Origin of the sequence: Ramlibacter sp. MMS24-I3-19 (genome assembly GCF_050320135.1) — a bacterium.
Classification (GTDB): domain Bacteria; phylum Pseudomonadota; class Gammaproteobacteria; order Burkholderiales; family Burkholderiaceae_C; genus Ramlibacter.
This window is the reverse complement of the sequence record NZ_CP190017.1, coordinates 44,785-64,854: the sequence shown is the minus strand read 5'-3', so window position 1 is coordinate 64,854 and position 20,070 is coordinate 44,785. Positions and strand designations below refer to the sequence as shown.

The window sequence follows — 20,070 nt, the reverse complement described above, 5'->3', positions numbered from 1 at the left end:
CGATGAGTCACTGGGACGTCTTCAATGGGGATGCGGATGGCATCTGCGCACTGCACCAGATGAGGCTGGCGCAACCGCGCGCGGGAACGCTGGTGACGGGCGTGAAGCGCGACATCGCACTGCTGCAACGCGTGCCTGCGCGCGCCGGAGACACGGTCACGGTGCTGGACGTCTCGCTGGACCGCAACCGGGACAGCCTGCTGGCCCTGCTCGCGCGCGGCGTGGAGATCGAGTACATCGACCATCACTTCGCCGGCGAACTGCCCGTGCACCCGGGCCTGCGACTGACGATCGACCCTGCGGGCGACACCTGCACCAGCCTGCTGGTCGATCGGCACCTCGCGGTCGGCATCGCGCGTGGGCCATAGTTGGTGCCTTCGGCGACAACCTGCCACACGAGGCTGGGATGCTGGCAGGCGAACTGCGGCTCGACCGCGAGTCCGTGCAGGCACTGCGCGACCTCGGAGAAAGCATCAACTACAACGCTTACGGCGACGGCATCGACGACTTGCTGGTGGCGCCCGCCGATCTGTACCAGCGGTTGCGCCCTTATGCCGACCCGCTGGCGTTCATCGCGAGCGAGCAACTCGCGCGCGAGCTGGCGCGGCATCGCGCGGTGGACCTCGCGCGCGCCGACGCGCAGGCTGAACGGGTGGCAGTGGGCGGCAGCAGCTTGCATGTGCTGCCCGATGCCCCCTGGGCCCGGCGTGTGCTGGGCTCCTACGCCAACGTTCTCAGCCAGCGCGAACCGGATGTGGCCCACGCAGTGCTGCGCGAAACGCTCGCGGGGTACGACGTCGTGAGCGTGCGGGCGCCGCGGACCGTGCCGGTGGGCGCCGACGTCCTGTGTCGCCGCTTCGGTGGCAGCGGGCGCCAATCGGCGGCGGGCATCGACCGGCTGCCGCACGCGCAGCGCGAGGAGTTCCTTGTGGAGTTGGGCCGCGCCTTTGCTGGCAGGCGCGAGTGAGCGTCACCGCTCCAGCGCACCGCCCTTGAGCCATCGTTCTCCACGCCGATAGAGCTCCTCGACGACGGGGCCCTTCAACATCGGCATGTCCAGCTTGACCTTGTAGCCGATGCGCGTCTGGATGTACGCGAGGTGCCGATAGCCTTCCGGGAACGCAGCCAGCGCCTGCGCATCCAGCTTCAACACCGCGCTCGGGTCGACCGGATCGATGCGATCCTTCTCGTAGATCGGTTGCCTGTGGATCAACTTCCATTCACCTTCGTGGCGGATGACGAAGTCGTGGAAGCGCCCGGTACACACCACGTCGCACAGCACCGGGCCGGCCGTTCCCTCCACCACGCCGCGCTGCGAGATGGTCATCTTGGTCTGCGCGATCGCCCGGTCGCCGGCCACGTCGATGGCGGAGCCGCCCAGGAAGTGCAGGATGCTGACGCCCTTGCTCCAGCCTTCCTGCGTCACGCGGATGAAGTCCCTGAACGAGCCCTGGAACCAGGTCGCCATCATCACGCCGTCCGGGTGCCACACGGTCGCGAAGCGCTCCCAGTCGCCGGCGTCGCGCCACACGGCCCAGCGCTCCACCATCTCCCGGATCAACAGCTTGTCGGTCATCGCACTGTCCACGAGGTGTCTCCTTCTGAGGGTTCGGGTGGCGCGCGGGCTCGGCGTCAGCGGTGCCCGTCCACCGGGTTGAGCACGAAGTCGTAATCGACCAGGTAGCTGCCATCGGGCTGCCGCACCCAGTCGGCAATCAGCGATTCGCGCACCGCGAACACCGCATCCGAATCGAGGTACTTGTCGCCGTTGCGAAAGACATGCGTGATCAGCGTCTTGTAGCCCGGCGCCTTGATCATGAAGTGCAGGTGCGCCGGACGCCACGGGTGCCGGCGCGTGGCCTCCAGCATGTCGCCCACCGGTCCGTCGTGCGGGATCGGGTACGACTCCGCAAGGATCGACTTGAAGTGGTACTCACCATCCGGGCCGGTGCGCAGCGTGCCGCGTGCCTGCGCACCCTGGAGCCCGGCGCGCTGCACGTCGTACGTGCCTTCGGCATCGGCCTGCCAGACGTGGATCTCCGCGCCCGGGACGGGTTCTCCGTTCAGGCCGCGCACGTGTCCGCGCACCTCGCACGGGATGCCGGCCGCGCCGTTGGCCACGTCGGCACCCAGCTCGTACTCGGGCGCGCCCTCGACATAGAAGGGCCCGAACACCGTCGCTTCGGTGCACCCGGCCGGCTTGTCGTTGTTCATCGCCACCGTGAGCATCGACAGGCCGAGCGTGTCGGACAGCAGGATGAATTCCTGGCGCTTGTCGTCGGTGATGTGCCCCGTGCGGGTGAGGAACTCGATGCCCTGGAACCACTCGGCCTCGGTGAGCTTCACGTCGCGCGCGAAGGCGTGCAGGTGCCGCACCAGGCTGGTCATGATCTCCTTCAGCCGGGGATCGGGTGTGTCGGCGAAGCGGTCGATGACCGCCTGCGTGATGGTGTCCTGGTTGAGGTTGCGCATGGTTCCTTCCTCGAAAGCGATTGGAAGCGCGGCTCAGTGCGACGGACGCCGTCCTTCGTACGCATCCTGCAGCAGCTGCCTGATCGCCGCGCGTTCCAGCGGACGCGGATTCGGATACTGGTTCTGCAAGGCGAGGTCGCACGCGCGGTCGACGTCCCCGGCCTTCAGCCCGATGTCGCGCAGGGCAATCGGCGCGCCGTTGTCCGCCGCCAGGTCGAACACGGCCTGGGCGGCGCTGGTGCCGCCCAGGGCTTGGGCGATGCGCGCCATCGCGTCGCGGGCGCAGCTCGCGTTGTAGGCCAGCGCATGCGGCAGCACGATCGTGTGCGTCTCCGCGTGCGGAAGGTTGAAGCTGCCGCCCAGGGTGTGGCACAGCTTGTGGTGCAGCGCCATGCCCACGTTGCCCAGCACGGTGCCGCACAGCCATGCGCCATACAGCGCCTGGCTGCGCGCCTCGAGGTCCGCGGGATCGCGGCGGATGCCGGGCAGGGCGCGGCCGAGCGAAGCGATGCCTTCTTCGGCCATCAGGTCCATCACCGGATTGCCTTCGGCCGAATACAACCCCTCGGCCGCATGCGCGATCGCATTGATGCCGCTGGTGATGCTCAGGCCCACGGGCAGGCCGAGCGTGAGTTCCGGGTCGTACAGCACGGTGCGCGGAAGCACCTTCAGGTCGCGCCCGGTCTTCTTCATCCCGCCCTCGGTGATTCCGTAGATCGGCGTCATTTCGCTGCCGGCATACGTTGTCGGGATCGCGAGGATCGGAAGACCCGAGTCGAGCGCGATCGCCTTGCCGAGGCCCGTGGTCGAACCACCGCCGATGGCCACCGCGCAGTCGGCGCCGACGCGTCGGGCCACCTCACGCGCCTCGCGCGCCGTCTCGATGGGCACGTGCATCACTGCGCGATCGAACACGCCCGCGGCCCGTGGCCCGAGCATCTCGGCGACACGCTCGGCCGACGATCGCTGCTCCGGCGTGGACAGCACCAGCGCGCGCTGCGCACCCAGCCGCTCGATCTCGGTGCCGAGCTGCGACAGGCTGCCGGCGCCGAACACCACGCGTGCAGGCTGGCTGGTGTAGCTGAAGCGTTTCATGCGCCCAGGAGGGTGAGCCCGGTCCATTGCTCCAGGTCGGCGCGCGAGACGCCCTCCACGCAATCGACGAGACGCGCGCCCTGCGGCGTGCACTCGAACGTGGCCACGTCCGTGTACACCCGTCGCACGCACGCCAGGCCCGTCAGCGGGTAAGTGCAGCGCTCCACCAGCTTGCTGCGGCCGTCCTTGGTCAGCAGGCTCATCATCACCCACGTCTCGCGCGCGCCGGTGGCCAGGTCCATCGCACCGCCGACTGCGGGAATCGCGTCCTTCTCGCCCGTGTGCCAGTTGGCCAGGTCGCCCGTGGCCGACACCTGGAACGCGCCCAGCACGCAGATGTCGAGGTGGCCGCCGCGCATCATCGCGAAGCTGTCGGCGTGGTGGAAGAAGCTGCCGCCGGGCAGCAGCGTCACGGGCTGCTTGCCGGCGTTGATCAGGTCGTAGTCCTCCTGGTCCGCCGGCGGCGCGGTTCCCATCCCGAGGATGCCGTTCTCGCTGTGCAGCACGATCTCGATGCCCGCGGGCAGGTGGTTGGCCACGAGGGTCGGCATGCCGATGCCCAGGTTCACGTACGCGCCATCGGGCATGTCCTGCGCCACGCGGCGGGCCAGTTCCTCGTTGCTGCGCTTGCGGTAGCTGGTCATGCGGTAGCTCCCGTGGCGGCGCGCTGGAAGCCGCCGGCCTGCGTGGCCGTGCGCGGCACCTGCACGACATGGGTGACGAAGATGCCGGGCGTGACCACGGTCTCCGGATCGAGCGCGCCCAGCGGCACGATCTCGTGCACGCTGGCCACGGTCACGCGCGCCGCCATCGCCATCACCGGCCCGAAGTTGCGCGCCGCCTTGCGGTACGTGAGATTGCCCCAGCGGTCGCCGCGCTCGGCCTTGATCAGGGCCAGGTCGCCCCGGATCGGGTACTCCAGCACGTAGGGCTTGCCGTCGATCACGCGGGTCTCCTTGCCCTCGGCCAGCGGCGTGCCGTAGCCGGTGGGACAGAAGAACGCGCCGATGCCGGCGCCCGCGGCCCGCAGGCGTTCGGCGAGGTTGCCCTGGGGCACGAGCTCCAGCTCGATCCTGCCGCTGCGGTACAGCGCATCGAACACGTGGCTGTCGGCCTGGCGCGGGAAGCTGCAGATGATCTTGCGCACGCGCCCGGCCTTCAGCAGCCCGGCCAGGCCGTGGTCGCCGTTGCCCGCGTTGTTGTTGACGACGGTGAGGTCCTTCGCGCCGGTCGCGATGAGGCCGTCGATCAGCTGGCTCGGAATGCCTGCCGTGCCGAAGCCGCCAACCAGCACGGTGGCGCCGTCGCGCACGCCGTCCAGCGCATGCGCCACGGACGGGGCGATCTTGTCGATCATGGGAGAGTCCTCGGAATGGGCTTCGGCGCGCATTCTCGCAAGGACCGCTGCCCGACAATGTGACGCGAGCGAAAAGAACGACGATGCAATCCCTCCACGGCACCGACACGCAAGTCCTCATCGCGGGCGGCGGCCCCTGCGGCCTGATGCTGGCCAACGAACTCGGACGCCGGGGCATCCGCTGCCTGCTGGTCGACCAGAAGCAGGGCACTGCCTTCAATCCGCAGGCGAATGCGACCCAGGCGCGCACGATGGAGCATTTCCGCCGGCTGGGCTTCGCTCACGAGATCCGCGCGCTCGGTCTGCCGCCCGACCATGCCACCGACATCGTCTACATGACGCGCTATGCCGGCTACGACCTGGCACGCATCAGCTTGCCGACGGCGGCGCAGGCCGTCGAGAAGATCAAGTCGATGAGCGGGTCGTGGAGCGCCGCGGAGCTTCCGCACCGCGTGTCGCAGAAGTTCGTCGAGGCCGCCTTGCGCCGCCATGCCGAGAGCTGGGCTTCGGCCGACGTGCGCTATGGCTGGAGACTGGAGCAGTTCTCCGAGGTCGGTGACGGCGTGGAAGCCACCGTGAGGCCGGTGGGCGAGGGCGAGACCGTCCAGGTGCGCGCGCAGTTCCTCGTCGGCGCCGACGGCCCGCGCAGCTCGGTGCGCCGTGCGCTGGGCATCGACTGGGAGGGCGAGACCGGGATGTCGCGCGACTTCATGGGCGGCAAGATGTTCGCCATGTACCTGCGAGCCCCGCAGTTCCTCTCGGTGCTGCGGCATCCGAAGGCGTGGATGTATGTCGCGGTCAACGCGCAGCGGCGTGCGTTCATGGCCTCGGTCGACGGCGTCTCGGAGTTCGCCTGCCATGCGGCGCTGCATCCGGGCGAGGATGCGGACGGCTGGGGCGAAGCCGAGGCGCGACGCATCTTCGCCGAGCTCGTCGGAACCGAAGTTCCGATCGAGGTGCTGTCCACCGGCACGTGGATGGCGGGCCATGCGCTGGTGGCGAAGCGCTTCCAGGGTGGCCGGGTGTTCATCGGCGGCGATGCGGCCCACCTGTTCACGCCCACCGGTGGCCTCGGCTACAACACGGCGGTCGAGGACGCGGTGAACCTCGCGTGGAAACTGGCCGCCGTGTTGCGCGGGCAGGCGCCGCTGGCGCTGCTGGATTCGTACGAAGCGGAACGCAAGCCGCTGGCCATCCGCAACACCGCTTATGCACGACGGTTCGCGGACTCGGTGGGCCTGTTTCGCGCCAGGCCCGAGCTGGAAGAGGCCTCGCCGGAAGGCGAACGCGAGCGCCAGTTGGCCGCCGAGTACCTGGACCAGCACGCGCGGCTCGAATTCAACATCCCGGGCGTGACCTTCGGCGGCCGCTACGACGCATCGCCGGTGATCGCGAAGGACGGCACCAGCCCGCCGCCGGACGAACCGGGCATCTACGTCCCGACGGCGTGCCCGGGTGGACGTCCGCCGCACCAATGGCTGGAGGACGGGCGCTCGCTGTACGACCTGTTCGGGCCGGAGTGGACGCTGCTCGCGCTCGGGGACGATGCGCCGGCGACGGACGCATTCGAGTCCGCGGCGGCGCACGTCCACCTGGACTTGCGGGTGCTGCGCCTGCGCAGCGAGCGGTTGCGCGCGCTTTACGAGGCGCCCCTGGCCCTGATCCGGCCCGACCAGATCGTGGCCTGGAGGGGCAGCAGCGCCGGCGAGGCGGCCGCGGTCCTGGCCCGCGTCACCGGCCGGACCGCGTCCCCATGAGCCTCGCGCTGCGGCCTATGGTTCACCCTCTCACGGACCGGGCCCGAACCATCGCATCCTTGGACCTGCAAAAGAGGAGCTTTCGAACCATGACCTTCCGACACCTCGTCACGCGTGCCTCGGCCGTCGCCATCGCCGCCGCCGCTGTCGTCGCGGCCTTCCCGGCCGCGGCAGCGGACCCGATCAAGATCGGCCTGATCGTGCCCATGACCGGGCCGTTCTCGTACATGGGCCGCCAGATCGATGCCGGCGTGTCGCTGTACCTCGCGCAACACGGTGACACCGTGGACGGCCGCAAGGTCGAGATCGTGCTGAAGGACGACACGGGCGTGCCCAACACCACGCGCAAGCTGGCGCAGGAACTGGTGGTCAACGACAAGGTGGCCGTGATCGCCGGCTTCGGCCTGTCGCCGCAGGCCTTCGCGACCGCACCGGTGGCGACGCAAAGCAAGACGCCCATGGTGGTGATGAACGCCGCCACGTCGTCGATCACCGAGAAGTCGCCCTACATCGTGCGCACCAGCATGACGCTGCCGCAGGTGACGGTTCCCGTCGCCGAATGGGCGGCCAACAACAAGGTGAAGAAGGTCGTCTCGCTGGTGTCGGACTTCGCGCCCGGCGTCGACGCCGAGACCTCGTTCAAGGAGCGCTTCACGGCCAAGGGCGGCGAGGTCGTCTCGGCCCTGCGCATGCCGATGGTCACCAACGATTTCTCGCCGTTCCTTCAGCGCGCGATGGACGCCAAGCCCGACGCGATCTTCGTGTTCCTGCCGGCGGGCGATTCCGCGGCGGTCTTCATGAAGCAGTTCGCCGAACGCGGGATGGACAAGGCCGGCATCAAGCTGCTGGGCCCGGGCGACATCGTCGACGACGACGTGCTCGGCCAGATGGGCGACGTGGCCCTGGGCACGATCACCTCGCACCACTACTCGGCCGCGCACAACTCGGCCCTCAACAAGAAATTCGTCGAGGGCGTCGAGAAGGCGACCAAGGGCATGCGTCCCAGCTTCATGGCGGTCGGCGGCTATGACGGCATGCGCGTGATCATGGAAGGCCTGAAGGCCACGCACGGCGCCGGCGGCGAAGCGCTCGTCAACGCCATGAAGGGCCAGAAGTTCGAAAGCCCGCGCGGCCCGGTGGAGATCGACCCGCAGACGCGCGACATCATCCAGAACGTCTACATCCGCAAGGTCGAGCGCGTGAACGGCAAGCTGTACAACGTGGAGTTCGAGACCGAGAAGGCCGTGAAGGATCCTGGCAAGGCGAAGTGATTGCCGGGTCCGGGCGCACGGGCCGCGCCCTGAGTCCGTCGCATGTGCCGCAGCCGTGATCGCGCCGCGATTCACGGCCGGCGAAGCGGAAGCCGTATGCTTGCGCGCTTTGCCCGCTGCATGCCTTCCCCTTCTTCCGACACCCTGACGCCGGGCCTGGTCCGCCTCATGGCCGCCGGCGCCGGCCTCTGCGTCGCAAGCAACTACTTCGCCCAGCCGCTGCTGCCGCTGTTCGCGCAGACGTTCGGCATCGGGTCCACGCAGGCGGCCTTCCTCATCACGGTCACCCAGCTGGGCTACATCGTCGGCCTCATGTTCCTGGTTCCGCTCGGTGACCTGGTGGAGCGCCGCCGCCTGCTCGTGGGCTGCACGGCCCTCAACACGGTGTTCCTCGCGGCGATGGCGCTCTCACCGGATTTCCATGTGCTGATGGCCATCGCGGTGGTGCTGGGCACCTGCACGGTCGCTGCGCAGATCCTCGTGCCGCTGTCGGCGGACATGGCGCCGCCCGAGCGGCGGGGTCGCGTGGTGAGCAGCGTGATGAGCGGCCTGCTGATCGGCATCCTGCTCGCGCGCTTTGCCGCCGGGCTGATCGCGCACGTGGCCGGCTGGCGCGCGGTGTACCTGGTCGCAGCGGTGCTCATGGCCTTCTTCTGCTGGACTTGCCAGCGGCGCCTGCCGCGCATCGCGCCGCGCACGCAAGGCGGCTACGGCGCGCTGCTGAAGTCCATCCTGCACCTGTTCGCCACCCAGCCCGTGCTGCGCCGCCGTGGCCTGATCGGCGGCTTGTGCTTCGGCGCCTTCGCGGCGTTCTGGACGTCGATGGCGTTCATGCTCAAGAGCGAGTGGCAGGCCAGCGAGGCCGTGATCGGCGCGGTGGCGCTCGTGGGCGCAATCGGTGCGATGAGCGCGCGCTTCGCCGGACGGCTGGCGGACCAGGGCTGGGCACGCGTGTCGACCGGCGCCTTCGTGCTCCTGGTCGTCGTGAGCTGGGCTTTCCTGCTCGCGGGCACGCACTCGGTGGCAGCGCTGATCGCCGGCGTGATCCTGCTGGACCTGGGCCTGCAGGGCTCGCACATCTCCAACCAGAGCGAGGTGTACCGGCTCGATCCCGCGGCGCGCAGTCGTCTCACCACCGTCTACATGACCCTGTACTTCGCGGGCGGGGCGGTGGGCTCCGCGCTCACGGGGCCCGCCTATGCGCGCTATGGCTGGCCCGGCACGTGCGCCATCGGCGCGGCGATGGCGGCGGCGGCACTCGGGGTCTGGGCAATGGGGGAACTGCGGCTGCCGATCGCGGCGATGCGGCACGCGAGGTAACAGGAGGTCAGCGCGAGCCCGGCCAGGGTCTCGAAGCGGGCCCGTGTGTTGTATCAGGCCCGTTACGGACTGCTCACAAAACCCAGGCATTGTCGAGCTAGTCTTGCTGGATGGACAGTCTTCGTACATCCGGGCCCCACGCGGGCCTCTCGGTCCTGGCCGTCGACGACGACTCCTCGACCCGGCAACTGCTCTGCGAATTCCTGCAGGACTTCGGCATGGACGTCGAGGTGGCCAGCACCGGCGCGCAGATGAAGACCATGCTGGCGCGGCGATCCTTCGACGTCGTGCTGCTGGACCTCATGCTGCCCGACGAACCCGGCATGGACCTGTGCAGCTGGTCCAAGGAGCGCATGCCTGAACGTGCCGTGATCATGCTGACTGCTGCCGACGACGCCGACAGCTGCGTCGAGGGGCTGTCACGCGGGGCCGACGACTACGTCTCCAAGCCGTTCCAGGCCCGCGAGCTGGTGGCCCGCATCAGGGCGGTCCACCGCCGGCACGCCGACGCGTGGCCGCAAGGACCCCGGACCGCGACTTGCCAGCACGACGAGCCGATGCGCCGTCTCACGGTGGGCACCGACACCATCGTGCTGACCAACCACGAGAACCGGATCGTGGGCGCGCTGATGGACCACGCGGGCGACGTCGTCTCCCGCGAGCGGCTGCTCGAACTCGCGCACGCGCCCGGCATCGACCTGTCCGTGCGCAGCATCGACACGGCGATCTCCAGCATCCGGTCCAAGCTGGGCGAGCACCGGAACATCATCCGCACCGTGCGCAGCGAAGGCTACGTGCTCGAAGCGCGCAGCGCCTGACCGCGCGCGGGCGCGCATCCGCGTCCAGGCCCCGCGCCACGCGGCGCCGGATATCCGCCAATTGCAACCAGGTGATCCGCATGGGCGCATGCAGTCACCAGCGCTTGCAACTCGGCCATAGAGAAGCTCAGCAGTTTCGCGATAGTGCACCCGCCCTGCGCAGGGTGCACAACCAACCAACCTCGAAGGAACTCCGATGAAACTGGAATTGATCCGCATGGGCATCGTGTATGTCCACCTTCTCGCGTGCTGCATCGCGATCGGCACGGTCTTCATGAGCGACCTGCAGCTGGTGCGCGAACTCGTCGCCGGCGGGCGTGGCACGCTCGACCCCAGCGAGCTGCGCGGGCTGCACCGCACGCTCGTGTGGACACTCTCGGTCCTGTGGGTGACGGGCCTGGCCCTGGTCGGCTTCGACGCGGTCACCAAGGGCATGCAGACGCTGCTCAACCCGAAGCTGCAGGCCAAGATCGCCGTCGTGGTGCTGCTCACGCTCAATGGCGTCGTGCTCGAGCGCCACGTCCTTCCGGCGCTGCAGAAGGCCGGCTCGCTGCTGCGGCTGCAGTTCGGCCCGCGCATGCTGTCCGTGTTCGTCGGCGCCGTGTCCGCGGCGTCCTGGCTCTACGCCGCGATGCTCGGCGTCGGCCGTCCGCTCAACTGGAAGTTCTCGCTGGTGGAGATCATGGCGGGCTGGCCGATGCTGGTGGTCGGCGGCTTCCTCACGATGACGCTGGTGACGACCTGGGCACAGCGGCAGCGCATGCAACTTCAACCCGTGGGTGCCATGCGGTAGCAGCGGCAGCGGGACCAGCGCCACCCACGCAGGTGGCCGCTGGTAGGCTCGCCTCGATGACGATGCCCCCGCTCTCCCACGATCTTCCGCCGGCCGCGCTGCGTGTCCTTTCCCGCTCCCGGCCCCGGGAGACCGTGCACGGGGACACCAGGATCGCTTGGCACGAATGGGGAGACACAGGCGCAAAGCCGCTCGTCCTCATGCATGGCGGCAGCGGCAGCTGGACGCACTGGCTGCGCAACGTCGAGCCGCTCGCCGCAAGCGGGCGGCTCGTCCTCGTTCCCGACCTGCCGGGCTTCGGCGATTCGGTCGCCGCACCGGGCATCGTGGACGCGGATGGAATGGTCGAACCAGTGGCCGCGGCCCTGCGCCAGATGGTGGGCGTCGCCGGCAGTGACGTCGCCGGCTTCTCGTTCGGCGGCATGCTGGCCGGGCTGGTCGCGGCCGCGCATCCGGGCCTGGTGCAGCACCTCGTGCTCGCAGGGGCTCCCGGGTTCGGGCTTCGTGCCGAGGCGCTGCGCCTGAAGGACTGGCGCCATCTGCAGGAGCAGGCGGCGCGGGACCGGGTCCACCGGGAGAACATGCGCGAGCTCATGCTGCACGACCCGGCGCACATCGACGACTTCGCGGTGCGCTTGCATGCGGCCAACCTGGCCCGCGACCGCGTGCGGCGCAGGCGCATGGCCAGGACCGACATCCTCGCAAGGACGCTGCCCGCCCTGCGCTGCCGGGTGGACGGGATCTGGGGCGAGTGCGACCAGCTCTATGCCGGACACCTGGGCGAGCTGCGCGAGCTGCTCGGCCGGATGCCGAACTTTGGTGAGCTGGTGCTCGTTCCGCAGGCGGGCCACTGGGTGCAGTACGAAGGTGCGGAGACCTTCAATCGCGAACTGCTGCGGCTGCTCGACGCGCGCTGACTGACTGAGCCGCGCGATCGCCCCACGGATGTCCGGATCGCTGCGAAGCTACGGGTCCTCGCATTGCACGCAATCTCTTCCAAGGGCACACGATGAAGACACGCGCCGCGGTGGCCTGGCAGGCCGGCCAGCCACTCACGATCGAAGAACTCGACCTCGACGGCCCGCGCGCCGGCGAAGTGCTGGTCGAGATCAAGGCGACCGGGATCTGCCACACCGACTACTACACGCTCTCGGGCGCCGATCCCGAAGGCCAGTTTCCCGCCGTGCTGGGCCATGAAGGCGCCGGCGTGGTGCTCGAGGTCGGCGCCGGCGTCACCACGCTGAAGCCGGGCGACCACGTGATCCCGCTCTACACGCCCGAATGCCGGCAATGCAAGTTCTGCCTGTCGCGCAAGACGAACCTCTGCCAGTCGATCCGCGCCACGCAGGGCAGGGGATTGATGCCCGACGGCACCTCGCGCTTCTCGTTGAAGGGCAAGCCCATCCTGCACTACATGGGCACCTCGACCTTCAGCAACCACATCGTCGCGCCCGAGATCGCGCTGGCGAAGATCCGCGGCGATGCGCCGTTCGACAAGGTCTGCTACATCGGCTGCGGCGTCACCACGGGCGTGGGGGCCGTCATCTACACCGCCAGGGTGGAAGCGGGAGCGAACGTGGTGGTGTTCGGCCTCGGCGGCATCGGCCTCAACGTGATCCAGGGCGCGAAGATGGTGGGTGCGGACAGGATCATCGGCATCGACCTCAACCCCGCGCGCGAAGCCATGGCGCGCAAGTTCGGCATGACGCACTTCCTGAACCCGAAGGAGCACGCCAACATCGTCGATGCCGTCGTGCAGCTGACCGACGGCGGCGCGGACTACAGCTTCGAATGCATCGGCAACACCACCACGATGCGGCAGGCGCTCGAGTGCTGCCACAAGGGCTGGGGCCAGAGCATCATCATCGGCGTGGCCGAAGCCGGCGCCGAGATCAGTACCCGGCCCTTCCAGCTGGTCACGGGACGCCAATGGAAAGGCTCCGCGTTCGGCGGTGCACGGGGCCGCACCGACGTGCCCCGCATCGTCGACTGGTACATGGAAGGCAAGATCAACATCGACGACCTGATCACGCACAAGCTCGCGCTCGAGGACATCAACCGCGGCTTCGAGCTGATGAAGAAGGGCGAGTCGATCCGCTCCGTGGTGGTGTACTGAGATGGCAGCAGCCATCACCACGCTGGAGCAGCACCGCTGCTTCGAGGGCGTGCAGGGCTTCCATCAGCACCTTTCCGCGACCGTGGGCCTGCCGATGCGCTTCGGCGTCTACCTGCCGCCGCAGGCGAACGACGGGCCCTGCCCGGTGCTCTATTGCCTGGCGGGGCTCACGTGCAACGAACAGACCTTCGCCATCAAGGCGGGCGCGCAGCAGCACGCGGCGCGGCACGGCCTGGTGCTCGTGACGCCGGACACCAGCCCGCGCGCCACCGGCGTCGAAAGTGCCGACGCGGACTGGGATTTCGGCACCGGCGCCGGCTTCTATCTCGATGCGCAACGCGAGCCCTATGCGCGGCACTGGCGCATGGAGAGCTGGCTGCTGCAGGAGCTGCCGTCGGTGCTGGAAGGCGCCTTCCCGATCCGTGCCGATCGCACCGGCATCCTGGGGCACTCGATGGGCGGTCATGGTGCGTTGACGCTGGCCTTGCGCCATCCCGGTCGCTTCCAGTCGGTGTCGGCGTTCGCGCCGATCTGCGCCCCCACCGAAGTGCCCTGGGGGCAGAAGGCATTCCGGGGTTACCTGGGTGACGACACCTCGGCCTGGGCGGCGCATGACGCCGTGCAGTTGATCCGCGGCGGCGCCCGCGCCCCGGCGTTGCTGGTCGACCAAGGTCTCGACGACCAGTTCCTCGCGACGCAACTGCGCCCCGAACGACTGGAAGAAGCCTGCGCCGCCTCGGGCCAGTCCCTCACCTTGCGCCGCCACCCGGGCTACGACCACGGCTACTTCTTCATCGCCTCGTTCGTGGCCGACCACGTCGTGCACCACGCGCGAGCGCTCTGCTCCTGAGCTCCGGCGCTCAGGACGTTCCCACGATCGCTGGCACGCGCCCGTCGGCCTCGCGCTCCTCGTGCGGCCTGCGGGCCTGTTCGAGGAATCGGACCAGGTGGGCGGCCGCGGTCTCGACATTGCCGGGCCGTGAGAAGGTGTGGTCGGCATCCTTCAGGACCGCCATCGTGAACGTGTCGACCCCGCGCATGTGGCGTCCGCCCGGCCCGACGTGGTGTTCGATGTAGCCCACCGCATCGTCGTCGTCGGCCAGCAGGACCAGCACGTCGACGCCTTGCTGGCAGAGGCCACGCAGGGTTGCTCGCAAGGTGGGACGGCCGATGCCGATGGCCCACGCCAGCTGGTGGAGGCCGTCTTCCGCGATCGCCCGTGCCACCTTCAGCGCCCACTGCAGGCCCAGCTCACCCTGCGCGAGACGGTGCCAGTTGCTCCGCCTGGACAAGGCCTTGCCGTAGGCCCGCGCCGATCGCACCTGGAGTTCATGCGCGTGCTGCCAGCTCTCTCCCTTGCGAGGGTTCCACGCCAGCAGGCGCGGGTTCAGCAGCGCGAGCCCGCTCACGCGGCGGTCCTTGAGGCCGGTCTGGAAGGCGAGGAACGATCCGGAGCACAGCCCCGCCAGGACGAAGCTGCGGTGGCCCGCTTCGGTCAGCGCGTCGAGGACGGCCCTCACCTCGCGCACGGAGCGCATGGCATAGAGCTCGGTGCCCACGGCGTCCGGTGCGTCGGGACTGTCGCCGGTGCCGGCGAAGTCCAGGCGCACGACACGATGGCCTGCCCTGGCGAGTTCGCGAGCGAGCGTGACGTAGAGGCGGTGCGACCCCACGTGGTAGTTTTCGCCGTCGTTGAGCAGCACGATGGTCGGGCGGGCACCGTCCGCCCTGCGGCCGAACGGCTCGGAGAGGATGCCGCACAACCGCTGCGCACCGAGTCGCACCAGCGTCTCGTGGCAGCCGTCCGCGGTCCACGACGGTGCGGTGGTCTCCAGCGACGGCGGCGGATCCAACCGGCCCGGGGACGCCCCCGCCGCGAGCCAGTTGCCCAATGCGTCGAGTGCCGCGCCGTCCAGCGCGCCCTCCAACCCGCCGCGAGCCATCTTCGCGTACCCCGGAATCGCGAGCCTGTCGGCAATCGTCCCGGCCAGGCGGAGCGCCTCCACGAGCGCCTTGCCCTGCCCGGGAAGGTCGTCGCGATCGATGGCCAGCACGCGCCGGACCGGGCGCACGTCGGAGGCCAGGGGCTGGAGGTCCGCTAGCGATTGCAGCGTCTCCGCCGTGTAGTGATGGCCCAGGGCGTGCACGCAGCCCTGCGGTCCGCACAACCCTGCAGCGATCGACTGGCGCATGAAGGAGCGCCCGGTTGCGGTCGATCCCCAGAGCACCAGGCTCTCGATGTTGCCGAGGCGGCAGGCTGCATCGAGCGCCAGGGTGCCGCCCAGTCCGACGCCCAGCAGGCACACCTGGAGACTGTCGTCCAGGCGCTGCGCGTGGTCGATGGCGGCATCGATGCCGGCCCTCCAGGCGGCGAGCCGGTCCGGGTGGCGATCGTCACCCGACGAGTCGCCGCTGCCCAGGCCGTCGAAGGCAACGACCGGGAAGCCTCGTGCCGCGAGCCCGCGCGCCATCTGGACGAACGTCGCGTGGCTGGTCACGGCTTCGTAGCCGATCGGGGCGCAGAGCACGACCACCAGGTTGCGCCATGGCATCTCGGGACGGTGGTACCAGGCCAGGCACTGTCCCGCCTGGACGTCCATGGTGAAGGGCACGGGCTCGTGCGCGCTTGCAGGGACTTCGCCGCCACCAGACTTCATGCAGTTCTCCCCCATGCCTGCGCCCAGCTCGCTCGGTAGGCACCCTGGCGGCGATTCTGAACGGGCCCGGAGACCGGGCAATAGGAGAGTTCTCCCAAGCCGGATGCGCAGGCATCCCGCTGGTGCGGGGCGCGCGGCCTAGAGCATCTGCCTCTGCGTCTGGATCGAATGGGCGTGTGGTGCGTGGAGGAAGCCCGGTCCTGCGCCGTCACCGTCACCGTTGCGGTTGCCGTTGGTGTTGCCGTTGCGCCCCCAGTCCGACGCACCGCGCTGCGTGTCGTACCTCGTGGCGAACGCGTACAGGTCCACCCGGCCCCGCAGGTCGAGCTTGGCGTAGATGGACGTGAGGTGGTTGCGCAGCGTGTGTTCGCTGATCTTCAGGCGATCGGCGATCACCTTGCACGGCGCCGACGCATCGCTGGTCAGGGCCGTGATCGCTTCCTTCTCCCGCACCGTCAGCGTGGCGAGACGCGCACGGTCCATGTCGCTGACGGGGAGAATGGCGCGGTGCCACATCTGGGCCAGGATCCGCTGCATCGCGGCGCGCGACAGCCAGATCTCGCCCTCGTGCACTTTCCTGATCGCCTTGAGGATCGTCGCAGGCTGGTCCGACTTGCGCACCACGCCGCGCAGCCCGTTCATCAGCGCCCAGTCCAGGGCGCTTGCATCCGCCGAACTCAGGGCGAGGACAGCCAGCTGCCGCATCAGCGGCAGGCATGTGTGCAGCACGGGATCGCCTGCCTGGCCGTCGATGTCCACCAGCAGCAGGTCGGTGCGCGTGTTGGACAGCGGGCCCGCGGATTCCAGCGTTTCCGCCTCTCCGGCGAGCTCGAAACCTTCCTCGTTGCCGATCAGGCGGGTGAGTCCCCATCGGACCATCGCCTGGGCCACAACAAATACGCGGATCGTTCGCTTCGTGTTCGTTTCCATGCTCGAACTCCCCCGTCAGGTGAAAAGCGATGCTAATGAAAGGCTAAGCAGTTTCTATTTTTATTGCAAAGACTTTCATAGCTTGCGAAACCTGGATTGCACAGCAACTTGCGATGCAACGAGAACGAGTTTGCGATCCTCGGACATATCGTGGACGCGGGCAACTACGGTCATCACAAAGGATGGCAACCCCTCGACTCCTCTCGACGCATTCCCGTCGCGCGTCGATGGGAAAAGGGGCATTCAAGAGAGGCGTGGGCCCGAGGTTTGCGCGCCCGCCATGGGAGAAATGTCCTGTCTCCTGGCGGACGCGCGAACGACACGCGGACCATCGATTACCGACGCGTCGAAACGAGTGCGGACGAGCTATCTGGTCGTGACCGCGATGGATGACTGGCCCACGTTGCCGGCTGCGTCATAAGCCTTCACTTGCACCGTGTTCGTCGTCATGCGGCGGCTGTACGGAAGGCGCATCGCACAGGAGTACGGACCCTGGTTGACGCTGCACAGGAGGGATCCGTTCAGATAGAAGCTCACCTGCTTGACCCCCACGTTGTCGCTGGCCGTCGCTCGCACCGTCATGGAACTGCCCCTGGCGAGAACCGCGCCGTTCGACGGCGAGGTGATCGTCACGGCGGGCGACTGGCCATCCGCAGCGGGCGCGGTGGCGGTCGGTGCGGGTGCAGGCGCCGGTACCGGTGCTGGTGCCGGTGCCGGTGCCGGAGCAGGGGCGGGGGCCGGAGCAGGTGCGGGTCGGAGCGGGTGCGGGGGCCGGTGCCGGTGCGGCGGTCGCGGTGCTTCTCTGCATCGCGGTGATCTCCGCGTCGGTCAGGAGGCCTCGACTGGTGAGCTCATGGCGCTGGTCGGAGCAGCGTCTTGAATCGAGAAATCCAAGGCAAACCTCCCAGCTCGACGCAGGACAAAACTACCGGTCCAGGCTCTGCAGTTGCCCCCGGCCTAGATTGCGGCACGTGGCTGCCGGCCGGGCCTGCAGCCCACAGCCTGCTGCGCAGGTCGCGCGGAACTCAGCCCTGCCGCGCGGTCAGCACCCCCGACCGACAGATCCGGCACCGGTCCACGAGACCGAGGCGCTCCCATGCTTCGCACACCTGTCGCTTCACCGGACGTGGTGCAGGAGTTCGAGCTCCTCAACGAGCCGCAGCTGTTCCAGCAGATGCAGCGCGAGGTGAAATTTGCCGGCGGCGCGCTGACCACCGCCGAGCGTGACGAGATCACGCGCCGCGGCCTCCTGAGCGATGCGGAGATCACGGCCATGCAGCCCGGGGCGCCCGCACCCGCACCCGCACCGACCCCAGCACCGACACCAGCACCCACACCGGCACCAGCGGCCGACACGCAGGCGCCCAGCGTCACGCGGCGTGCTTGTCTGCACTGACGTCTCGGCGCCATACCAATGCCAGATGTCTCTCTCGCACGCGCGGCGCTGGAGCGGAACGATCGACGTGCAGGCGGTGGACGCGGCCGGCAATGTCGGACGCGCGACGGTGACGGTGTCCACGAGCTGAAGGAGGCGGCGTGTTGCGACCGGCGTTCGGGACGGATTGCATTGCCGCGAAGCGTCGTCAGGCCGCGCGGCGCCCGCGGCCCGGATCCTCTCTGGTCTGCGCCGCCGCCTTCTGCGTGCGGGGCTTGTCCTTTGCGGTGAGTTCCTCGAGCCGCCGTTGCGCCTCGCGCTTGCTGATCTTGCGCGTGGCGGCGATCGCCTGCAGGTGCCGCGCCCGCGGCCTGGCCTGTCCGTGTTCCCACTTGTAGACCGACAGCGGCGAAGCATCGAGCAGCAATCCCATCTCGCGCGCCGACAGCCCCAGTCGCTGCCGGTGCTTGGCGAAGCCTGCACTGCGGAACCGCAGGCTCGGTTCGCGCTCGGCCTCCGCCGATGGCGTGGCGACCGCGCCCTGTTTGCGCAGCTTCGAAAACTCACGCTCGAGGCTTTCCATGCGCTGCCTGATCTCGGCGAACTGCTGTCGCAACGCGGTGAGCGCGCGCTTGAGCGCGCTGGTCTCCGCGCGCACCTCCTTGCGCACGAGAGCCGACATCTCGGGCTTCAAGGTGGAAGCCGTGTTTGCCATGGATGAATGCTACGGCGCCCGCCGTCGGGCAGAGGCAATGACAGATGGCCATGCGGGGGTTCTTTTCAACCCCCGGCGCCCTCGGCGCGCGGCGCGGCACCAGGCGCTCAGAGCACCTGGAACACCGCCAGCTCCACCCGGTCCGGCAGTCGTACGCCGGTGCCGACGAACAGGCGGTCCGTCATCCATGCGAGCCCGGGTGCACTGACCTCGAAGCTCGGCACGCAGCGGAAGTACACCTGTGAAGGGTCCACGGGATCGCCGCGCACCAGCCGCGCCGTGACGTCCGGCGCCGCGCGGCGCAGCGCGTGGTTGGTCACGTAGATCCGCTCGCCGCCCACCAGCTCGAGCATGTAGCGGGCATCGAGTTCGGCCACCGTGTCCGAGACCACCATCTGGTAGTCCGCGCCGCCAGGCAGCACGCGACCCTCGAGCGCGATGCCGTCCACGGCGGGCCCGCGCACGGTGCCGCCGAGGATGGGGATGATGCGGCGCCTGCCCCGGCCACTGGCGCCGATGGTGTTGCCGGCTTCGACCGGCGGCCCGACCTGCACGGCCAGGTCGAACACATGGAGTACCTCGAGCTTCTTCATGGTCATAGCTGCCTTCCAGCCAGCGGACGTGGGAGCCACGTCCCTTCTCGCCGCGTGGGCAGGCGACTATATTGGCTGCAAGCCATCGCACCCGCCCCATGGACAACGCCGAGGTCCTCCAGTTGCTCGCTCGCATCGGGCGTGAAGACCAGGGTGCGTTCCGCCAGCTGTACAAGGCGTTCAGCCGCCGGGTCTATGCGTACGTGCTCAACATGCTGAACGACCACGCGCGGGCCGAGGAGGTGGTGGTCGACACCTTCTACGAGGTCTGGCGCCATCCGCAACGGTTTCGCGGCGACTCGCAGATTACCACCTGGCTCATCGGCATCGCACGCAGGAAGGCGCTGATGGTCTACCGCGCCCGCCGTCCCGACGAAGTGCACGGCGACCTGGACGACATCGCGGAGACGGAGGCGTCCGACGCGCCCGATGCCTTTGCCGAACTGGCCGCCAAGCAGCGCCGCGAAGGGGTGCAGCACTGCATGGGCAAGCTCTCGGACGAGCATCGCGAGTGCCTGCACCTGGTGTTCTTCGAAGGCATGGGCGTGGCCGAGGTGGCCGAGGTGCAGAACTGTCCCGAGGGCACGGTGAAGACCCGGCTCTTCCATGCCCGGCAGAAGATCAAGAATTGCCTTCAGGGCCTGCTGCGCAAGGAAGGGAGCACGCCGGATGCCAGGGGGGCGCTCGCGTCCTGAAAAAAGATTGAACCGTTTGCCGGCGGGGCGCAACCCAGCGCAGGGCAAGTCCCGCAGAGCGTTCTGGGGGACTGCAAGGCATCGCAATCGGCTCGCACACGAAGGG

At 68.8% G+C, this 20,070-nt stretch carries 22 protein-coding genes; 12 read left to right on the top strand and 10 right to left on the bottom strand.

The window, feature by feature from the left end:
* The first annotated feature begins 2 nt into the window (after nucleotides 1-2).
* A complete protein-coding gene (locus tag ACPWT1_RS00365; protein ID WP_427913469.1) occupies nucleotides 3-368 on the top strand; it encodes a hypothetical protein in 366 nt (121 codons plus the stop codon).
* A gap of 38 nt (nucleotides 369-406) precedes the next feature.
* Nucleotides 407-967: a hypothetical protein gene (locus tag ACPWT1_RS00360; RefSeq protein WP_427913468.1), complete on the top strand. Its 561-nt coding sequence runs from the start codon at nucleotides 407-409 to the stop codon at nucleotides 965-967.
* A 3-nt stretch (nucleotides 968-970) separates the two neighbouring features.
* Here the strand turns inward: ACPWT1_RS00360 and ACPWT1_RS00355 are convergent, their stop codons facing one another.
* Genes ACPWT1_RS00355 through ACPWT1_RS00335 form a run of 5 tightly spaced genes read right to left on the bottom strand, consistent with a single transcriptional unit; the run spans nucleotide 971 to nucleotide 4,924 of the window.
* Nucleotides 971-1,588 (bottom strand): nuclear transport factor 2 family protein, encoded by a 618-nt coding sequence (locus ACPWT1_RS00355; protein ID WP_427913467.1) that lies wholly within the window; start codon nucleotides 1,586-1,588, stop codon nucleotides 971-973.
* Between the two features lie 44 nt (nucleotides 1,589-1,632).
* Nucleotides 1,633-2,472, bottom strand: a complete 840-nt coding sequence (locus ACPWT1_RS00350) for an intradiol ring-cleavage dioxygenase (protein ID WP_427913466.1) — start codon at nucleotides 2,470-2,472, stop codon at nucleotides 1,633-1,635.
* Nucleotides 2,473-2,505: 33 nt separating this feature from the next.
* Complete coding sequence (locus tag ACPWT1_RS00345; RefSeq protein ID WP_427913465.1) at nucleotides 2,506-3,567, bottom strand: maleylacetate reductase; 1,062 nt, start codon at nucleotides 3,565-3,567, stop codon at nucleotides 2,506-2,508.
* On the bottom strand, nucleotides 3,564-4,211 hold the full coding sequence (locus ACPWT1_RS00340) for a 3-oxoacid CoA-transferase subunit B (protein WP_427913464.1): 648 nt from the start codon (nucleotides 4,209-4,211) through the stop codon (nucleotides 3,564-3,566). Before ACPWT1_RS00340 ends, ACPWT1_RS00345 begins: the two co-directional genes overlap by 4 nt.
* Complete coding sequence (locus tag ACPWT1_RS00335) at nucleotides 4,208-4,924, bottom strand: 3-oxoacid CoA-transferase subunit A (RefSeq protein ID WP_427913463.1); 717 nt, start codon at nucleotides 4,922-4,924, stop codon at nucleotides 4,208-4,210. The genes ACPWT1_RS00340 and ACPWT1_RS00335 overlap by 4 nt, the downstream gene beginning before the upstream one ends.
* 83 nt (nucleotides 4,925-5,007) lie before the next feature.
* Between ACPWT1_RS00335 and ACPWT1_RS00330 the strand changes: the two genes are divergently transcribed.
* From ACPWT1_RS00330 to fghA, 8 genes are all read left to right on the top strand, one after another.
* A complete protein-coding gene (locus tag ACPWT1_RS00330; protein ID WP_427913462.1) occupies nucleotides 5,008-6,681 on the top strand; it encodes an FAD-dependent oxidoreductase in 1,674 nt (557 codons plus the stop codon).
* 89 nt (nucleotides 6,682-6,770) lie between these two features.
* A complete protein-coding gene (locus tag ACPWT1_RS00325; protein WP_427913461.1) occupies nucleotides 6,771-7,952 on the top strand; it encodes an ABC transporter substrate-binding protein in 1,182 nt (393 codons plus the stop codon).
* 120 nt (nucleotides 7,953-8,072) lie between these two features.
* Nucleotides 8,073-9,272 carry an MFS transporter gene (locus ACPWT1_RS00320; protein ID WP_427913460.1) on the top strand — a complete coding sequence of 400 codons (1,200 nt, stop codon included), beginning with the start codon at nucleotides 8,073-8,075 and terminating at the stop codon, nucleotides 9,270-9,272.
* Between the two features lie 110 nt (nucleotides 9,273-9,382).
* Complete coding sequence (locus ACPWT1_RS00315; RefSeq protein WP_427913459.1) at nucleotides 9,383-10,090, top strand: response regulator transcription factor; 708 nt, start codon at nucleotides 9,383-9,385, stop codon at nucleotides 10,088-10,090.
* A 196-nt stretch (nucleotides 10,091-10,286) separates the two neighbouring features.
* A complete protein-coding gene (locus ACPWT1_RS00310) occupies nucleotides 10,287-10,883 on the top strand; it encodes a hypothetical protein (RefSeq protein ID WP_427913458.1) in 597 nt (198 codons plus the stop codon).
* Between the two features lie 56 nt (nucleotides 10,884-10,939).
* Complete coding sequence (locus ACPWT1_RS00305; protein ID WP_427913457.1) at nucleotides 10,940-11,800, top strand: alpha/beta fold hydrolase; 861 nt, start codon at nucleotides 10,940-10,942, stop codon at nucleotides 11,798-11,800.
* A 92-nt stretch (nucleotides 11,801-11,892) separates the two neighbouring features.
* A complete protein-coding gene (locus ACPWT1_RS00300) occupies nucleotides 11,893-12,999 on the top strand; it encodes an S-(hydroxymethyl)glutathione dehydrogenase/class III alcohol dehydrogenase (protein WP_427913456.1) in 1,107 nt (368 codons plus the stop codon).
* A 1-nt stretch (nucleotide 13,000) separates the two neighbouring features.
* The gene (gene fghA, locus ACPWT1_RS00295) at nucleotides 13,001-13,849 is read left to right on the top strand and encodes an S-formylglutathione hydrolase (protein WP_427913455.1); all 849 of its coding nucleotides are present in this window, start codon (nucleotides 13,001-13,003) and stop codon (nucleotides 13,847-13,849) included.
* 10 nt (nucleotides 13,850-13,859) lie between these two features.
* Here the strand turns inward: fghA and ACPWT1_RS00290 are convergent, their stop codons facing one another.
* From ACPWT1_RS00290 to ACPWT1_RS00280, 3 genes are all read right to left on the bottom strand, one after another.
* On the bottom strand, nucleotides 13,860-15,656 hold the full coding sequence (locus ACPWT1_RS00290; RefSeq protein WP_427913454.1) for an alpha/beta fold hydrolase: 1,797 nt from the start codon (nucleotides 15,654-15,656) through the stop codon (nucleotides 13,860-13,862).
* Between the two features lie 138 nt (nucleotides 15,657-15,794).
* Nucleotides 15,795-16,586 (bottom strand): LuxR C-terminal-related transcriptional regulator, encoded by a 792-nt coding sequence (locus tag ACPWT1_RS00285; RefSeq protein WP_427913453.1) that lies wholly within the window; start codon nucleotides 16,584-16,586, stop codon nucleotides 15,795-15,797.
* A 366-nt stretch (nucleotides 16,587-16,952) separates the two neighbouring features.
* Nucleotides 16,953-17,219 carry an Ig-like domain-containing protein gene (locus ACPWT1_RS00280; protein ID WP_427913452.1) on the bottom strand — a complete coding sequence of 89 codons (267 nt, stop codon included), beginning with the start codon at nucleotides 17,217-17,219 and terminating at the stop codon, nucleotides 16,953-16,955.
* 463 nt (nucleotides 17,220-17,682) lie between these two features.
* Between ACPWT1_RS00280 and ACPWT1_RS00275 the strand changes: the two genes are divergently transcribed.
* A complete protein-coding gene (locus tag ACPWT1_RS00275) occupies nucleotides 17,683-17,982 on the top strand; it encodes a hypothetical protein (RefSeq protein WP_427913451.1) in 300 nt (99 codons plus the stop codon).
* Nucleotides 17,983-18,169: 187 nt separating this feature from the next.
* Here ACPWT1_RS00275 and ACPWT1_RS00270 read toward each other — a convergent pair whose 3' ends face one another.
* A complete protein-coding gene (locus tag ACPWT1_RS00270) occupies nucleotides 18,170-18,676 on the bottom strand; it encodes a hypothetical protein (protein ID WP_427913450.1) in 507 nt (168 codons plus the stop codon).
* A gap of 107 nt (nucleotides 18,677-18,783) precedes the next feature.
* The gene (locus ACPWT1_RS00265) at nucleotides 18,784-19,275 is read right to left on the bottom strand and encodes a DUF3237 domain-containing protein (RefSeq protein ID WP_427913449.1); all 492 of its coding nucleotides are present in this window, start codon (nucleotides 19,273-19,275) and stop codon (nucleotides 18,784-18,786) included.
* 92 nt (nucleotides 19,276-19,367) lie between these two features.
* Between ACPWT1_RS00265 and ACPWT1_RS00260 the strand changes: the two genes are divergently transcribed.
* Nucleotides 19,368-19,964, top strand: coding sequence for an RNA polymerase sigma factor (locus tag ACPWT1_RS00260; protein WP_427913448.1), 597 nt, complete (start codon nucleotides 19,368-19,370; stop codon nucleotides 19,962-19,964).
* The last annotated feature ends 106 nt before the right edge of the window (nucleotides 19,965-20,070 follow it).

Bases quoted from the DNA above. Each gene is read 5' to 3' on its own strand.
- ACPWT1_RS00365 (WP_427913469.1), top strand. From the start codon at position 3: ATGAGTCACTGGGACGTCTTCAATGGGGATGCGGATGGCATCTGCGCA.
- ACPWT1_RS00360 (WP_427913468.1), top strand. From the start codon at position 407: ATGCTGGCAGGCGAACTGCGGCTCGACCGCGAGTCCGTGCAGGCACTG.
- ACPWT1_RS00350 (WP_427913466.1), bottom strand. From the start codon at position 2,472: ATGCGCAACCTCAACCAGGACACCATCACGCAGGCGGTCATCGACCGC.
- ACPWT1_RS00345 (WP_427913465.1), bottom strand. From the start codon at position 3,567: ATGAAACGCTTCAGCTACACCAGCCAGCCTGCACGCGTGGTGTTCGGC.
- ACPWT1_RS00340 (WP_427913464.1), bottom strand. From the start codon at position 4,211: ATGACCAGCTACCGCAAGCGCAGCAACGAGGAACTGGCCCGCCGCGTG.
- ACPWT1_RS00335 (WP_427913463.1), bottom strand. From the start codon at position 4,924: ATGATCGACAAGATCGCCCCGTCCGTGGCGCATGCGCTGGACGGCGTG.
- ACPWT1_RS00330 (WP_427913462.1), top strand. From the start codon at position 5,008: ATGCAATCCCTCCACGGCACCGACACGCAAGTCCTCATCGCGGGCGGC.
- ACPWT1_RS00325 (WP_427913461.1), top strand. From the start codon at position 6,771: ATGACCTTCCGACACCTCGTCACGCGTGCCTCGGCCGTCGCCATCGCC.
- ACPWT1_RS00320 (WP_427913460.1), top strand. From the start codon at position 8,073: ATGCCTTCCCCTTCTTCCGACACCCTGACGCCGGGCCTGGTCCGCCTC.
- ACPWT1_RS00315 (WP_427913459.1), top strand. From the start codon at position 9,383: ATGGACAGTCTTCGTACATCCGGGCCCCACGCGGGCCTCTCGGTCCTG.
- ACPWT1_RS00310 (WP_427913458.1), top strand. From the start codon at position 10,287: ATGAAACTGGAATTGATCCGCATGGGCATCGTGTATGTCCACCTTCTC.
- ACPWT1_RS00305 (WP_427913457.1), top strand. From the start codon at position 10,940: ATGACGATGCCCCCGCTCTCCCACGATCTTCCGCCGGCCGCGCTGCGT.
- ACPWT1_RS00300 (WP_427913456.1), top strand. From the start codon at position 11,893: ATGAAGACACGCGCCGCGGTGGCCTGGCAGGCCGGCCAGCCACTCACG.
- fghA (WP_427913455.1), top strand. From the start codon at position 13,001: ATGGCAGCAGCCATCACCACGCTGGAGCAGCACCGCTGCTTCGAGGGC.
- ACPWT1_RS00290 (WP_427913454.1), bottom strand. From the start codon at position 15,656: ATGAAGTCTGGTGGCGGCGAAGTCCCTGCAAGCGCGCACGAGCCCGTG.
- ACPWT1_RS00285 (WP_427913453.1), bottom strand. From the start codon at position 16,586: ATGGAAACGAACACGAAGCGAACGATCCGCGTATTTGTTGTGGCCCAG.
- ACPWT1_RS00275 (WP_427913451.1), top strand. From the start codon at position 17,683: ATGCTTCGCACACCTGTCGCTTCACCGGACGTGGTGCAGGAGTTCGAG.
- ACPWT1_RS00270 (WP_427913450.1), bottom strand. From the start codon at position 18,676: ATGGCAAACACGGCTTCCACCTTGAAGCCCGAGATGTCGGCTCTCGTG.
- ACPWT1_RS00265 (WP_427913449.1), bottom strand. From the start codon at position 19,275: ATGACCATGAAGAAGCTCGAGGTACTCCATGTGTTCGACCTGGCCGTG.
- ACPWT1_RS00260 (WP_427913448.1), top strand. From the start codon at position 19,368: ATGGACAACGCCGAGGTCCTCCAGTTGCTCGCTCGCATCGGGCGTGAA.